Genomic DNA, 14,117 nt, shown 5'->3' with positions numbered 1-14,117 from the left:
CGGCCCGCTGCGGGAGGCCGTGGGTCCCGGTGTTTCCCCGGCCCGGGCCGGAGGTAACGCCGGACTCCGCCGCCATCGCCGTTCGGGCCTCCGACCAGCCCGGACGCTGCCAGAGTGGGATCGTGGGCGGCTACCGGCGGGGCGGACAGCTGGGACCGGCCGTCCCGATCGCCCCCGGCGCACGAGTGGACAAGTTCGAGGTCTTCTTCGATCTGGTCTTCGTCTTCTCGTTCTTCATCATCACCCGGGCCACCGCCGCGAACATCTCCGGCCGGCAACTGCTGCACGCCGGCCTGGTGCTCGCCGTGCTCTGGTGGATCTGGGTGGTGCACAGCCTGGTCGCCACCCGGGTCCGGCTCGGCGAGGGCTACGTCCCGGTGCTCATGGTGATCGCGATGGTCGCCCTGTTCGCGTTCGCACTGGCGCTACCGCAGGCCTTCAACGACCCGAAGGGAAGTGCCGCCGGCCCGATGCTGGTGGCCATCAGCTACGTCGTGGTCCGGGCCGTACACATGTTCCTCTATCAGCACGTGGTGCGGGACAGCCCGCAGGAACGGCGGCAACTGCGGCGGTTCGCGCCGGAGCTGGCGGTGAGCATCGTGCTGCTGCTGGCCGCCGCGCTCATCCCGCCGCAGATCACCGACCCCGACCGGGCCGCCCTGGTCCGTGACGGGCTGTGGATCACCGTGGTGGTCGTGCAGTACGCCACCGGCTTCATCGTCGGCACCTGGGGCTGGGGGGTGACCAGCGCCGAGCACTGGACCGAGCGCTACGACCTCATCCTGATCATCGCGCTGGGCGAGTCGATCATCTCCACCGGCGTGGGCGGCAACCTGCTCGGCAAGCCGGTCACCTGGCCGGCGGTGGCCGCCGCCGCGCTCAGCATCGTGATCACCGCCGCCCTCTGGTGGGCGCACTTCGACTTCATCGGGCCGGCCGCTCGGATCGCCCTGCACGCGGCGGAGGGCGGCCCCCGGGTGGCGATGGCCCGCGACGCGTACGCGTATCTCTACCTGCCGATGATCGCCGGGGTGATCCTCTTCTCGATCGGCAACGAGGAGGTCCTGCACAAGATCACCGACCCGGCCGGCGGGATCGCCGAGAAGGTCGAGGGACCGGCGGTGCCGATGCTCTTCGGCGGGTTGATCTGCTATTTCGCCGTCAACCTGCTCTTCCAGCTCCGCACCCTGCACACCGTCACGTGGACCCGCGTCGGCGTCATCGTGGTGCTCACGGCGGCCCTCCCGATCGGCCAGCACCTGCCAGCGCTGGGCGCGCTCACCCTCGCGACCGTGATCTGCGTGGCGCTGGTGGCCGTGGAGGTGATGGTGATGTCGCAGTCCCGGCACGCCCTGCGGGCCGCCGTCTTCCAGGAGCGGACCAGCCACGAGGCCCACGAGGCCGCCTGGCGTGCGCGTTGGCACGACGTCCGGGAGAGCGACGAGCCGACCACGCCGTGACTTCGGCGTTCCCAGGCTTGAGAGCGTGGCCGGCCGGCCCTAGACTCCGGCGCAGCGTCGCGGTGCACCCGGCACGAAGGCCGCCGTGGGCATGGAGGCGCGGGGACAGCATGGGACGAACGTGCACCCAACCGGTTCACCGGCCGGCCGGCTCGCCGCCGTCGGCAATCAGATGATCGAGATCCACCTCTGGCTCAGCGCGGAACTGGCCCGGCTACGGGAAAGCCTCGACACCCCGTCCCGGGACCTGCGAGCACACTGCCTGACCTTCTGCGCCGCGCTCGGCCGACACCACACGGGTGAGGACGCGGGCGCTTTCCGGCTGCTGGCCGAGGAGGCCCCCGAACTGCGCCCGGTCATCGAGAACCTGATCACCGATCACGAGGTGGTGGCGGGGATCCTGGAACGGGTCGAGGCGTTGCTGGGCGGCGACGCGGCGGTGCCGGTCGCCCAGGTACGCGCCGAGTTGGGCGGGTTGGCCGCCCTCCTGGAGTCGCACTTCCGATACGAGGAGAAGCGGCTGGTCACCGCCCTGAACGCGCTCACCGGCCGACCCGGGACGACCGAGGAACTCCTCGGCCTGACCACGCCCGGTCCCCTCTAGGTGTCGTGCCCGGACTCCGGGCCCGGGGCGGTAGCGGGCAGTCGCTCGTAGAAGCGGATCTTCTCCCGGAGGTGGTCGTACTGGCGCTGGAGCAGGCGCATCTGCTCCTCGACCCGCGCCGCGTGGTGACGCAGCAGCTCATGGCGCTCGTCGGCGGTGTGCTCGCCATCGCGGGCCAGTTGCGCGTAGCGGCGCATCTGCGCGATCGGCATCCCGGTGTCCCGCAGGCAGCGGAACAGCACCAGCCAGCCGAGGTCGTCGTCGGTGAAGACACGCTGCCCGCCCGCCGTCCGCTCCACGTCCGCGAGGAGGCCGATCTTCTCGTAGTACCGCAGGGTGTCCAGGCTGAAGCCGCTGCGGCGGGCGGCCTCCGAGGGGGCGTAACCGCTCATGTCGCGAGATCGTAGTGCTTGACCTGGAGCGCGCTCCAGGTTGGAGGCTGATGACCATGACAACGACACGAACGCTGGGACGCAGCGGCATCACGGTGAGCGCGATCGGAATGGGGTGCTGGGCCATCGGCGGCCCGCTCTGGGGTGACGACGGGCAGCCGTTCGGCTGGGGTGAGGTGGACGACGACGAGTCGATCCGCACCATCCACCGGGCGCTCGACCTGGGGGTGACCCTGTTCGACACCGCCAGCAACTACGGCGCCGGGCACAGCGAGCGGATCCTCGGTCAGGCCCTGGCCGGGCGGCGGGACAGCGTGGTGATCGCCACCAAGTTCGGCAACGTCAGCGAGGAGACCACCCGGCGGGCGCTCGGCACCGACGCCAGCCCGGCCTTCGCGGCGCGCAGCCTGGAAGACTCGCTCCGCCGCCTCGGCACCGACTACGTCGACCTCTACCAACTGCACATCAACGCACTGCCGGTGCCCGCCGCGCTCGATCTGGTCGACACCCTGGAGGCCCTGGTCGACCAGGGCAAGATCCGGGCGTACGGCTGGAGCACCGACGACCCGACCTCCGCGGAGGCGTTCTCGGCTGCCGGCCCGCACTGCGCCGCGATCCAGCACGACGAGTCGGTGCTGCGCGACAACGCGGCGGTGCTGGCGGTCTGCGACAAACACGACCTGGCCAGTCTCAACCGTGGGCCGCTGGCGATGGGGCTGCTCACCGGGTCGACCCGGGCGGTCGGGGCGGACGATGTGCGCGGACGGGCACCGGAGTGGCTGGAGTGGTTCACCGACGGCCGGCCGACGCCCCGCTGGGCGGCCCGGGTCGACCAGGTCCGCGCGGCGCTCACCGCCGACGGTCGCACTCTGGCCCAGGGCGCGCTCGGCTGGCTGCTGGCGCGCAGCCCTCGTACCGTGCCGATCCCCGGCCTGCGCACGGTGGCCCAGGCCGACGAGAACCTGGCCACCCTGGAACTCGGCCCCCTGAGCCCCGATTCCTACGCCGAGGTGGAACGCCTCCTGGCCGACCTTCGTCCGACTGCGGCGGCCTGACCGCGCCGGGCCGGTCCACGCCCCGGGCGTCGTCAGCGGAAGTCGTCCGCGTGCTCGACGGCCCACTGTCGGAACGTGCGCCCGGGGCGGCCGGTCACCTGCTCGACGTCCGGGGCGACCCAGGCGTTGCCGTCGAGATACTGGCCCATCTCCAGGAACCACTCGATCACGTCGGCGGGATAGGTGTCCTTCCAGTACTCCCGGGCCTGCTCCGGGGTCAGCTCGTCGAACCGCACCGGACGGCCGATCGCCTCGCCGATCATCCGGACCGCGTCCCGGCGGCGGACCGGCTCCGGACCGGTCGGCTGGTACACCCGGCCGGCATGGCCGTCGCCGGTGAGTGCCGCCAGGATGACCGCGGCGATGTCCGCCTCGTGGACCAGGGCGCTGTTCCAGTCACCAAACGGTGCCCGGACCACCCCCTCGGTCCGAATGGTGCGCGCCCAGTCCCGGGTGTTCGCCATGAACTCGCCGGGAAACACGTGCGTCCACTCCAGACCCGAGTTTTCGACCGCCCGGTGCAGCGGCCGGTGCGGGGCCTCGAGCGGGTCGTCGTCGGCCCGGCTCGGATCGTTGTGACCGAGGTGGGTGACCCGACGGACGCCGGCCTTCCGGGCCAGTTCCAAGATCTCCGCACCGGTGGTCAGCGGCCCGTACCCATCCATGGCGACCAGGTGCATGCGCGTCACGCCGCGCAGCGCCGGCGCCAGCGTGTGGGGCCTGGCGAAGTCGCCCGCCAGCACCTCCACGCCGCTGGGCAGCGCGGCGGCCGCCGGCGAAGCCGGATCACGGGTCAGCGCCCGTACGTCGTGGCCGGCGGCCAGCAGTTGCCGGACCAGGCTGCCTCCGACGGTTCCGGTAGCTCCGGTCACCAGGATCGGCATGGTTCCTCCTCAGGGATATCCCGACGGTGGGCACGGCGAACCGACCCCGCCATTCGGGGGCGCTCTCGGATGCCTCATGGTCGGCCAAATCGCCGCGGGAAGCAATCGCGAACACCGCATTCACGTTCGCTCTGACCTGCGGAAACGCGCTGACCACCGAAAGCGCGCGGTAGCCTTTTTCGGCTCCCCGGGAGGCCCGTTGACCTGCGTTTTCCGCGCCGCACGGGGGACGCCCGCAGATTTATTCGCCGGCGCGTTCCGTTTCGTCGCCGGCACGTCCCGGTGCCGGTGACGTCGGCCGCCCTGCGCATCCGTCGGTGGCGTTCTGGACGAAGATGGGGGTATGCGGATCCTTCTGGCCGGCGCGTCCGGCTTCCTTGGCACCCGGCTGGCCGACGCGCTCGTCCGCGACGGGCACGAGATCACCCGGTTGGTCCGGCGGGCACCGGGCGGGCCGCAGGAGCGACGGTGGGACCCGGCCGCCGGGCAGCTCGACCCGGCCGTGGTCGCCGAGGCCGACGCCGTGGTCAACCTGGCCGGCGCGGGCGTCGGCGACAAGCGCTGGAACGACGACTACCGGCGGTTGATCCGCACCAGCCGGGTGGACAGCACCACCACGCTGGCGACCACCGTCGCCGGGCTCCCCGCCGCGGACCGACCCCGGGTGCTGCTCAACTCGTCAGCCGTCGGCTGGTACGGCAACACGGGCGACCGGGCGGTCGAGGAGGACGCGCCGGCCGGCGAGGGCTTCCTGGCCGACGTCTGCCGGGTGTGGGAGGCCGCGACCCGGCCGGCCGAGGACGCCGGGGTACGCGTGGTCCGGCTGCGTACGGGTCTGCCGCTGCACCGCGAGGGTGGGCTGCTCAAGCCGCAGCTGCTGCCGTTCAAGCTGGGCATCGCCGGCCGGCTGGGCAGCGGCCGGCAGTGGCTGCCGTGGATCTCGATGGCCGACTGGCTGGACGCGACCCGCTTCCTGCTCGACCGCGACGACATCGCCGGCCCGGTCAACGTGGTGGGGCCGAACCCGGTCACCAACGCCGAGTTCACCCGCGAGTTGGCCCGGCAACTGCACCGGCCGGCGGTCATTCCGATTCCCGGGCTGGCGCTCAAGGTGGTCCTCGGCGGCTTCGCCCACGAGGCCCTCACCAGCACCCGAGTCCTCCCTGGAGTCCTGACCCGAGCCGCCTACCCCTACCACCACCAAACCCTCCCCCAAGCCCTCCAAGCAGCCCTAACCCCCTAACCCCACCCGACGGGCCCGGCTACCCCCGGTGGTTCGGCCCTCGGCAGAATCGGCGGTCAGCAGGTCGCCGGTGGGCTGGCGTGGGCCGATGCTGGACCAATGGCGACCTTCTCCCTCCAGGCCACCCCGACCGACGCGGCGAGCTGGGCCGAGCTGGCCCGTCGGGCCGAGACCGCCGGCTTCGACGCCCTGCTCGCCGCCGACCATCCCGGCGACGTGACGTCACCGTTCGTGGCGCTGGCCGCCGCCGCCCCGGTCACCTCGACGATCGGGCTCGGTTCGTACGTGTCGAACCTCGGCGTACGGGAACCGATCCTGCTCGCGGCCGACGTGGCCACCCTCGACCTGATCTCCGGTGGACGGGCCCGGCTCGGTGTCGGCGCCGGTCACACCCCGGCGGAGTGGCACGCGGTGGGCCGGGAACGTCCTGACGTGGCAGGCCGGGTCCGCCGTTGCGTGGCCGTCGCCGAGGCGGTCCGCGCCCTGCTCGACGGCGCCTCGGTCACCGTCGATTCGGCCGAGCTGACGATGCGCGAGGCGGTGCTGCGCGCACCCCGGCCGGTGCAGGACCGGATCCCGCTGACGATGGGTACGGCGAACTCCACGCTGCTGCGCTGGGCCGGCGCGTACGCCGACGTGGTCGGGCTGACCGGGTTCGGGCGTACCCTCGCCGACGGCCACCAGCATGAGGCGCGCTGGCGGGCCGACCAGATCGAGGCGCAGCTGGCCTGTGTGGCGGCCGGCACGGCCGGCCGGACCGATCCGCCGGCGCTGGAGGCGCTGGTCCAGACGGTGGTGGTCACCGACGACGCGGAGGCTGCCGCCGCGGAGCAGGCCCGGCGCAACGGCATGACCCCCGCCGAGCTGCTGGCCACCCCGTTCGTGCTGATCGGCACGGTGGACGAGATCCTCACGGCGGTCGCCGAGCATGAACGGCGCTGGGGCGTGACCCGGTTCGTGGTCCGCGCTGACGCGCTGGATCCACTCACGCCAGTCCTGGCCCGCCTGACCTGAGCCCGCGCCCGAGCCCCGCGCCGACGACCGAGTTGATCAAGAGGCTTGCGTCAGATTCCGGCTTCCGGATGACGCAAACCTCTTGATCAACAGGGGTTAGGGGTGGGGGTCAGCAGCCGACTACCCAGTAGTTGGGGGCGGTCTGTTTGAGGGCGCTGGAGTAGAAGGTGTTGTAGAGGCCCATGCGCTGGTTGGAGCCGTTGGCGTAGGCGTAGCCGCCGGACTGGTACGCCCGACCGGCCGCCACGTGCGCGTAGTTGCTGGCCGTCACGCAGGTCGGCGGCGTGGTCGGAGTGGCCGTCGGAGTCGGCGTGGGGGTGGCGGTGACCGTCGGGGTCGGGGTCGGGTTGGTCCCGCCGCCGTTCAGGCCGAAGAAGAGCGCGTCACGGTACGTCGAGCAGATGGTGTCCAGGAAGTACGCGCCTGCGGTGCCGCACTGCTCGGCCGCCGAGCCCGGGTCGACCGGGGTGCCGTGGCCCATCCCGGAGATCCGGTAGAGGCGCACGTCGTCGTTGCCGTACACCTCCAGGCTGGTGTTGCCGGGCAGCGACGAAGTGCTGGTCGGGGTCTGCGACACGCCCCGCACGTTGGTCCACTGGTCACGGGACTCGGTGCCGTTGAGCGGGGTGACAGTGGTGTCCGAGGTGCCGTGCCAGATGGCCACCCGGGGACGCGGGCCGGTGTAGCCGGAGTAGGCGCCACGCACCAGGTCGCCCCAGGCGGCCGGGGTCTTGTCCGCACCCGGGTTCATGCAGCTGAACGCGTTGACCATGCTGGTGGCGCAGCGGTACGGGATCCCCGCGATGATCGACCCGGCGGCGAAGACGTCCGGGTAGGTCGCCAGCATGACCGCGCTCATCGCCCCGCCGGCGGAGAGCCCGCTGACGTAGACCCGGGAGCCGTTCACCCCGAAGTTCGTCTTGGCGTGGTCGACCATCTGCTTGATCGACAGCGCCTCACCCTGACCCCGGGTGGTGTCGCCCGCCTCGAAGAAGTTGAAGCAGGAGTTGGCGTTGTTGCCGGAGGGCTGCTGGGCGACGATCAGGGTGAACTTCCACTGGTCGGCGTACTTCTGCCAACCGGAGCCGGAGAAGTAGCTGGAGGCGTTCTGCGTGCAGCCGTGCAGCAGCACGACCGCCGGGGAGTTGGCCGGCAGACCGTCCGGCCGGTAGGCGTACATGGCGAGGTTGCCGGGGTTGGAGCCGAACCCGGTGACCTGGGTGAGGGTGGCGGCCTGGGCTGGTGCGGCGACGGCGACGGCGCCCGCTACGGCGAGGGCGAGCCCGGCGACCGCACCGAGCAGCCGGGTGAGGGTGGACGAGGAGCGGCGCACGGCGGCCTCCTGGAGGGGCGGACTGTGAACTGGGTCACGGTCGAGTTGCCGAGACGTTACGACGATGTGTCGCCGCTATGACATGGGGCACACTCACACATTCACGACGGACGCTGTGTACGCCAGACCGTCGACGTGGCGGGCCTAATCCGTCCCCAACGGTCCCCTCCTTGCAGGTCTGACCGGCCCGTCCAGGTCCGGTTGGTAACGTCCGCTGCGTGCCGTCCTCCCCGTCGCTGGCCACCGGGCCCGCACCCGCGTCACCGCCGCGCACCGTCCGGGACCGCCGGGCCGACCTGATCGTCGTGCTGGTGGCGCTCGCGCTCGCCGTCTGGGTGACAAGCGGGCTGTGGCGGGACCCGAACGTCCGCACCATCACCGTCAACTCCAGCGACCAGGCGCTGTTCGAGTGGCTGCTGGCCTTCGGCGGGCACGCGGTCACGCACGGCGACAACCCGCTCTTCACCTACCTGATCAACGTCCCGGACGGCGTGAACCTCGCGGTCAACACCTCGATCACGGTGTACGCGGTGGTCTTCGCCCCGCTCACGTACCTGATCGGGCCACCGGCGACGTTCCTGGTGATCCTCACGCTGAATCTGCTCGCCACCGCGCTGGTCTGGTACTGGCTGCTCTCCCGGCACCTGGTGCGCAGCCGCCTGGCCGCCGGGATCGGCGCTCTGTTCATCGCCTACTCCCCCGGCATGGTGTCGCACGCCAACGCACACCTGAACTGGACCGCCGGTTGGCTGGTGCCGCTGCTGATCTGGCGACTGTTCGCACTGCGCCGCCCGGGGCACTGGCTGCGCGACGGGCTGATCCTCGGCGTGCTGGTCGCGGTGGCCTTCTCGATCGCCGCCGAGGGGCTCTTCTTCACCGCGCTGGCGCTGGGGGTGTTCGTCGCCATCTGGGCGCTGCACCCGGCCAACCGCGTGGAGGCACGCGCCGCGCTGCCCAATTTCCTGCGCGGGCTCGGGGTGACCGCGGTGGTCGCCGGCGTGCTGCTGTCGTACCCGTTGTGGTTGCACTTCGCCGGGCCACAACGGTTCCACGGCACCGGCTTCGACCCGCTGATCCACTCCGAGGACATCGCGGCGTTCGCCGCCTTCCCGCGCCGCTCGCTGGCCGGCGAGGCCGGGTTGGGCACCTCGCTGGCACCGAACCCGACCGAGGAGAACTCGTTCTTCGGCATCCCGCTGCTGGTGCTCACCGTGGTCTGTTTCGTCGCGCTCTGGCGGCGGGCGGACGCGCACCGCCGGGCCACCCTCTGGGCGCTGGGCATCCTCGCGCTGATCTTCACGGTGCTCTCCTTCGGGCCGGTCGCCAAGGTCGACGGCCGACGCACCGACCTCCCCATGCCGTTCGACCTGGTCGGACAACTGCCGGTGGTGAACGCCGCGCTACCGGCCCGGCTGGCGCTGGTGGTCGCGCCGGTGATCGGGCTGCTGCTGGCGTACGCCGTCGACCAGTTGCGCGCCGAGCCGCCCCGGCACCGCTCCACGGAGCTGGCCTGGTTGCTCGGTTTCGCGGTGGCCCTGGTGCCGCTGCTGCCCACACCGCTGCTGACCGACGAGCGGGAGCCGATCCCGCGCTTCATCACCTCTGGCACGTGGCGGGACTACGTCTCACCCGACGGGGTGCTGACCCCGGTGCCGTTGACCGTGGACATCTACCCGGACGGCCAGCGGTGGCAGGCGTACGCGTTGTCGCACCGGCAGGGCGAGTTCGAGATCCCGGGCGGCTTCTTCCTCGGCCCCGGCGGGCCGGACGGGCGGGGTCGGATCGGTCCGGTGCCGCGCACCCTGAGCGCGTTGATGGACCAGGCCGGCCGTACCGGGTTGGTCCCCATCGTCACCGACGGGACCATCCGAGAGGTCCAGTCGGACCTGCGGCACTGGCGCATCGAGACGGTGGTGCTCGCCGACCAGGTGCACGGCGCGAAGTTCGAGGTCGACGAGGAGGCGCTTCGACGTACCGGTACCGCCCTGTTCGGCGAGCCGCAACGGGTCGACGACGTCTGGCTCTGGCGGATCCCGCCCGCCGATCGGTAGACCGCCTCGACCAGCGAGATCGTCGGCTGGCGCGGCGGCGACCCGGTGGTGCAGGAGGTCAGCGGGACGGAGCAGCACCTGAGGCGGGCGGGTCGCGGCGGGCCGGCCCGGTGAGGCGGCTCACCAGGGAAGATCGCCCCTGGCGGGACTAGGCTGGACGCCGTGACAACGACGACCCCCGGCCTGACGGCCGTCCGCGCCGGCCTGCTCGACTACCAGGCCGCCTGGGACGAGCAGCGGCGCCTGCACGAGTCGGTGGTGGCTGGCGAGAGCGGCGACACCGTGCTGCTGTTGGAGCACCCGAGCGTCTACACCGCGGGCAAGCGCACCGAGCCGTGGGACCGACCCGTGGACGGCACTCCGGTCGTCGACGTGGACCGCGGCGGCAAGATCACCTGGCATGGCCCGGGTCAGCTGGTCGGTTACCCCATCCTGCGCCTGCCCGACCCGGTTGACGTGGTCGCCTACGTGCGCCGGACCGAAGAGCTGCTCATCGACGTGTGCGCCGAGTTCGGGCTGACCGCCGGCCGGGTCGAGGGGCGCAGCGGGGTCTGGGTGCCCGAGGACGACCGGGGGCCGGCCCGCAAGGTGGCGGCCATCGGCATCCGGGTGGCCCGGGGTGTCACCCTGCACGGCTTCTCGATCAACTGCGACTGCGACCTGACGTACTTCGACCGGATCGTGCCGTGTGGCATCCGGGACGCGGGCGTCACCTCGCTCACCGCCGAGCTGGGCCGCCCGGTCAGCGTCGCCGACGTGCTGCCGGTGGTCGAGCGCCGACTCTCCACCCTCGTCACGGTCTGAGACCCGGCCGCGCGCCGGGGTGACCGACGGTCGGCCTACCCTCGGCAGGTGCAGATCGATCTCGTCACCATCGTCGTCAGCGAGTACGACCCGGCCATCGCCTTCTTCACCGGCGTACTCGGCTTCGAGCTGACCGAGGACTCCCCGTCGCTGACCAACGACGGGCGACCGAAGCGCTGGGTGGTGGTCCGCCCGCCGGGCGGCGGCACCGGGTTGCTGCTCGCCCGCGCCGACGGCGAGCGGCAGGAGGCCGCGGTAGGTGACCAGACCCACGGCCGCGTCGGGTTCTTCCTCCAGGTCGACGACTTCGACGCCACCTACCGCCGGATGGTCGAGGCGCGCGTCGAGTTCGTCAAGCCGCCGCGCACCGAGCCGTACGGCCGGGTCGCCGTCTTCCGCGACGTCGCCGGCAACCTGTGGGACCTGCTCGGCCCCGCCTGAGCCCCCGCCGGCCCCCTCCATTCGATCGAGTGGGCCGGCGGGGCGTCCGCCTACGGAGTCAGGCGGTGCAGGTCACGCGGGAACGCGGTGACCTCCCGGATGTTGGCCGCGCCGACCAGCCGGGCCACGAACCGTTCCAGCCCGATGGCGAAGCCGCCGTGCGGTGGCATGCCGTGCCGGAACGCGTCCAGGTAGCCGACGTACGGCTCGACCGGCTCACGCCGGGCCGCCAACGCCGCCAGGTAGTCGGCGTGCCGGTGCAGCCGCTGCCCACCGGTGACCAGCTCCAGACCTCGAAAGAGCAGGTCAAAACCGTTTGAGTACGCGGGCCGCGCCGGGTCCGGGTGGGTGTAGAAGGGCCGCTTCGCCATCGGGTAGCCGGTGACGAAGAGGAAGTCCGACCCGTGTTCGCGTAGGGCCCACTCGCCCAGCGCCCGTTCGTGGGCGGGCGCGAGGTCCGGCTCGTCGGCGGGTGCGCCGGCGATCGTCAGCGCCTCGGTGAAGTGCACCGCCGGGATCTCCGCCGGCACCTGCGGCGGCGTGACGCCGAGCGTCGCCAGAGCGGCGCCGGCCCGCCCGCTCACCGCGTCCAGCATCCCGGCCACTGTGTCGCGCAGCACGCGCATCACGTCCCGGTGGTCGGCGATGAAGCCCAGCTCCGCGTCGAGCGACGTGTACTGCGCGAGGTGCCGTACGGTGTCGTGCGGCTCGGCCCGGAAGACCGGCCCCACCTCGTAGACCCGTTCGAAGACGCCGACCATCAGCTGCTTGTAGAACTGCGGTGACTGGGCCAGGTACGCGGGCCGGCCGAACCAGTCCAGCGCGAACACGTTCGCCCCGCTCTCGGTGCTGGAGCTGACCACCTTCGGCGTGTGGATCTCCACGAAGTCGTGGGTGTCGAGCGCGGCCCGGAAACCGGCCACCGCCGCCGCCGAGATCCGCAGCGCGGCCGACCGGGTGGGGTGCCGTAGCGCGGTGGGCGCGTTGTCCAGCTGGGTGGGCAGGCTCGCGGTGAGCGCCGGCCGGTACAGGTCGAACGGGGGTGGCACGGCGGACGGCCCGAGGGGACGTACCGTCGGGTCGGTCAGCTCGACCCCGGCGGGCGCGGTGTCGTTCGCGGTGGCCGTCGCGGTGACCTCGACGACCGTCTCTTCGGTGAGTTTCTCCAGGTCGGCACGGACGGCCGGGTCGGTGACGACCACCTGGGTCAGGCCGGTGGCGTCCCGCACGATCAGGAAGGCCACCGACTTCAGCAGTCGGCGGCGGTGCACCCAGCCGGCGATCCGCACTGTCGTGCCGATCCTGGCGGGCAGGTGTTGGGACAGGGTTCGTTGCATGGCGTACTGCTCCTCGGTCGATCGCCACGCGGTCGCCGCCCTGGGGTGGCGAAGCGTCGCATCAGCCCCAGGGAGGTGTGGGCGAGCGGGAACCTCGCGGTGCCACCACACCTTCGCCCCCGCCGAAGCGGGGGCCTCGTTCGTCGCCTGATGACCGGGGCCAGCCGGGCGGGCTCTACTGGGCGCGGGTGACCCGCGGCCGTTCTTCCCGCAGCTCGGGAGGGTCTTCGCGCCCCGGTGCCAGACCGCCTCTCAGCACCGGCGGCTCTCTGCACTGGCGGGTCGGGGGCTACTCGGCTCCGTCGTCGCTGTTGGCGGTGACCGTAGCACCCGAATCCCGCTCGTGTGACGCACATTTTCGACACCCCGGTGTCCGGCGTCACAACGTTTGGGGCGTGACGCCGGTCGCCTGACGCACATAGACACCTGCCGTCCGGCGTAGGCTCATTTTCGTGACGATCGAGCACTCCGCGCCGACGACCGGCCAGGCAGCGCGCACCGCAACGGCGGCCCCCGAGGGGCGGCGTCTGCTGCGGATCGAGGCGCGCAACGCCGAGACGCCGATCGAGCGCAAACCGCCGTGGATCAAGGTCAAGGCCAAGATGGGCCCGGAGTACACCCAGCTGCGCGGGCTCGTCTCGCGCGAAGGGCTGCACACTGTCTGCCAGGAGGCCGGCTGCCCCAACATCTACGAGTGTTGGGAGGACCGGGAGGCCACCTTCCTCATCGGCGGTGACCAGTGCACCCGGCGCTGCGACTTCTGCCAGATCGACACCGGCAAGCCGGCCGAGTTCGACGCCGACGAGCCGCGCCGCGTCGCCGAGTCGGTGGTCTCGATGGGGCTGCGCTACGCCACCATCACCGGTGTCGCCCGTGACGACCTGCCCGACGGCGGCGCCTGGCTGTACGCCGAGACCGTCCGGCAGATCCACGCCCTCCAGCCCGGCTGCGGCGTCGAGCTGCTGATCCCGGACTTCAACGCCGTCCCCGAGCAGTTGGCCGAGGTCTTCAGCTCCCGCCCGGAGGTGCTGGCCCACAACGTGGAGACCGTGCCGCGCATCTTCAAGCGCATCCGGCCCGCGTTCCGCTACGACCGCTCGCTGGACGTGATCCGGCAGGCCCGCGCCGACGGCCTGGTCACCAAGAGCAACCTCATCCTGGGCATGGGCGAGGAGCGGTCCGAGGTCTCGCAGGCGCTCCGCGACCTGCACGAGGCCGGCTGCGAGCTGATCACCATCACGCAGTACCTGCGCCCCTCGCCCCGGCACCACCCGGTGACCCGCTGGGTCAAGCCGGAGGAGTTCGTGGAGCTGCGCGAGGAGGCCGAGGAGATCGGTTTCGCCGGGGTGATGAGCGGGCCGCTGGTGCGTTCGTCGTACCGGGCCGGTCGGCTCTACAAGCAGGCCATCGACGCCCGCGCCGCCGCCTCGGTCGCCACCGCCAGCTGACTCCGCCGCAGCGCCGCACGGGCCGTTCGGCGCCCGGGTGTCATGATCCTG

General features: G+C 71.9%; 13 protein-coding genes. 9 read left to right on the top strand and 4 right to left on the bottom strand.

What is annotated here, in order from left to right; genetic code table 11:
- The first annotated feature begins 122 nt into the window (after positions 1–122).
- Together ACIBD9_RS11055 and ACIBD9_RS11050 are read left to right on the top strand one after the other, a co-directional pair.
- Positions 123–1,460, top strand: a complete 1,338-nt coding sequence (locus ACIBD9_RS11055) for a low temperature requirement protein A (protein ID WP_396716585.1) — start codon at positions 123–125, stop codon at positions 1,458–1,460.
- Between the two features lie 121 nt (positions 1,461–1,581).
- Positions 1,582–2,064, top strand: a complete 483-nt coding sequence (locus ACIBD9_RS11050) for a hemerythrin domain-containing protein (protein WP_396716583.1) — start codon at positions 1,582–1,584, stop codon at positions 2,062–2,064.
- On the opposite strand, the gene ACIBD9_RS11045 is transcribed toward ACIBD9_RS11050, so the two are convergent.
- Complete coding sequence (locus ACIBD9_RS11045; protein ID WP_396716581.1) at positions 2,061–2,456, bottom strand: MerR family transcriptional regulator; 396 nt, start codon at positions 2,454–2,456, stop codon at positions 2,061–2,063. The genes ACIBD9_RS11050 and ACIBD9_RS11045 overlap by 4 nt on opposite strands.
- Positions 2,457–2,512: 56 nt before the next feature.
- On the opposite strand from ACIBD9_RS11045, the gene ACIBD9_RS11040 reads away from it, so the two are divergent.
- Positions 2,513–3,511: an aldo/keto reductase gene (locus ACIBD9_RS11040; RefSeq protein WP_396716580.1), complete on the top strand. Its 999-nt coding sequence runs from the start codon at positions 2,513–2,515 to the stop codon at positions 3,509–3,511.
- Between the two features lie 32 nt (positions 3,512–3,543).
- Here the strand turns inward: ACIBD9_RS11040 and ACIBD9_RS11035 are convergent, their stop codons facing one another.
- Positions 3,544–4,395 (bottom strand): NAD(P)H-binding protein, encoded by an 852-nt coding sequence (locus ACIBD9_RS11035; protein ID WP_396716578.1) that lies wholly within the window; start codon positions 4,393–4,395, stop codon positions 3,544–3,546.
- Positions 4,396–4,738: 343 nt separating this feature from the next.
- Here ACIBD9_RS11035 and ACIBD9_RS11030 point away from each other — a divergent pair, with 343 nt between their 5' ends.
- Together ACIBD9_RS11030 and ACIBD9_RS11025 are read left to right on the top strand one after the other, a co-directional pair.
- Positions 4,739–5,638 carry a TIGR01777 family oxidoreductase gene (locus ACIBD9_RS11030; protein ID WP_396716576.1) on the top strand — a complete coding sequence of 300 codons (900 nt, stop codon included), beginning with the start codon at positions 4,739–4,741 and terminating at the stop codon, positions 5,636–5,638.
- A gap of 99 nt (positions 5,639–5,737) precedes the next feature.
- On the top strand, positions 5,738–6,652 hold the full coding sequence (locus ACIBD9_RS11025; protein ID WP_396716574.1) for an LLM class flavin-dependent oxidoreductase: 915 nt from the start codon (positions 5,738–5,740) through the stop codon (positions 6,650–6,652).
- A 109-nt stretch (positions 6,653–6,761) separates the two neighbouring features.
- Here ACIBD9_RS11025 and ACIBD9_RS11020 read toward each other — a convergent pair whose 3' ends face one another.
- Positions 6,762–7,985, bottom strand: coding sequence for a PHB depolymerase family esterase (locus tag ACIBD9_RS11020; RefSeq protein WP_396716572.1), 1,224 nt, complete (start codon positions 7,983–7,985; stop codon positions 6,762–6,764).
- A gap of 218 nt (positions 7,986–8,203) precedes the next feature.
- On the opposite strand from ACIBD9_RS11020, the gene ACIBD9_RS11015 reads away from it, so the two are divergent.
- The 3 genes from ACIBD9_RS11015 (at position 8,204) to ACIBD9_RS11005 (ending at position 11,281) form a co-directional block, all read left to right on the top strand.
- On the top strand, positions 8,204–10,036 hold the full coding sequence (locus ACIBD9_RS11015; protein WP_396716570.1) for a DUF2079 domain-containing protein: 1,833 nt from the start codon (positions 8,204–8,206) through the stop codon (positions 10,034–10,036).
- Between the two features lie 162 nt (positions 10,037–10,198).
- Complete coding sequence (gene lipB / locus ACIBD9_RS11010) at positions 10,199–10,840, top strand: lipoyl(octanoyl) transferase LipB (RefSeq protein ID WP_396716568.1); 642 nt, start codon at positions 10,199–10,201, stop codon at positions 10,838–10,840.
- Positions 10,841–10,888: 48 nt separating this feature from the next.
- Complete coding sequence (locus ACIBD9_RS11005; RefSeq protein WP_396716566.1) at positions 10,889–11,281, top strand: VOC family protein; 393 nt, start codon at positions 10,889–10,891, stop codon at positions 11,279–11,281.
- 50 nt (positions 11,282–11,331) lie between these two features.
- Here ACIBD9_RS11005 and aspS read toward each other — a convergent pair whose 3' ends face one another.
- On the bottom strand, positions 11,332–12,618 hold the full coding sequence (aspS, locus tag ACIBD9_RS11000) for an aspartate--tRNA(Asn) ligase (protein WP_396716564.1): 1,287 nt from the start codon (positions 12,616–12,618) through the stop codon (positions 11,332–11,334).
- Positions 12,619–13,070: 452 nt separating this feature from the next.
- Between aspS and lipA the strand changes: the two genes are divergently transcribed.
- Entirely contained in the window at positions 13,071–14,066 is a 996-nt protein-coding gene (gene lipA / locus ACIBD9_RS10995; RefSeq protein WP_396716562.1) for a lipoyl synthase, read from the top strand.
- Positions 14,067–14,117 lie beyond the last annotated feature (51 nt).

Source organism: Micromonospora sp. NPDC050784 (assembly GCF_044456765.1).
Lineage (GTDB): Bacteria > Actinomycetota > Actinomycetes > Mycobacteriales > Micromonosporaceae > Micromonospora > Micromonospora foliorum.
This window is presented reverse-complemented; position numbering and strand designations above follow the sequence as displayed.